General features: G+C 53.7%; 1 tRNA gene and 1 rRNA gene. Both read left to right on the top strand.

The features are described from left to right. Positions 1–90, top strand: a 16S ribosomal RNA gene (locus tag GJ700_RS34835); the annotation flags it as partial. A 66-nt stretch (positions 91–156) separates the two neighbouring features. Further along, positions 157–233 (top strand) — tRNA-Ile (locus GJ700_RS34840). The last annotated feature ends 22 nt before the right edge of the window (positions 234–255 follow it).

Here is a 255-nt window from a genome sequence, read left to right on the forward strand (position 1 = left end):
AGGAGGGCGCTTACCACGGTAGGATTCGTGACTGGGGTGAAGTCGTAACAAGGTAGCCGTATCGGAAGGTGCGGCTGGATCACCTCCTTTCTAGAGTAGGCTGTCCGCCTAATGCTCACACTTATCGGCTGTTCTAAAGAAGAACGAAAGCATGTTGGGGCTGTAGCTCAGCTGGTTAGAGCACCGTGTTGATAACGCGGGGGTCGTTGGTTCGAGCCCAACCAGCCCTACCAGTTACCAAAATGCTGTAGCAAG

Origin of the sequence: Pseudoduganella rivuli (assembly GCF_009674485.1) — a bacterium.
In the GTDB taxonomy this organism is placed as follows: Bacteria; Pseudomonadota; Gammaproteobacteria; order Burkholderiales; family Burkholderiaceae_D; genus Rugamonas; species Rugamonas rivuli_B.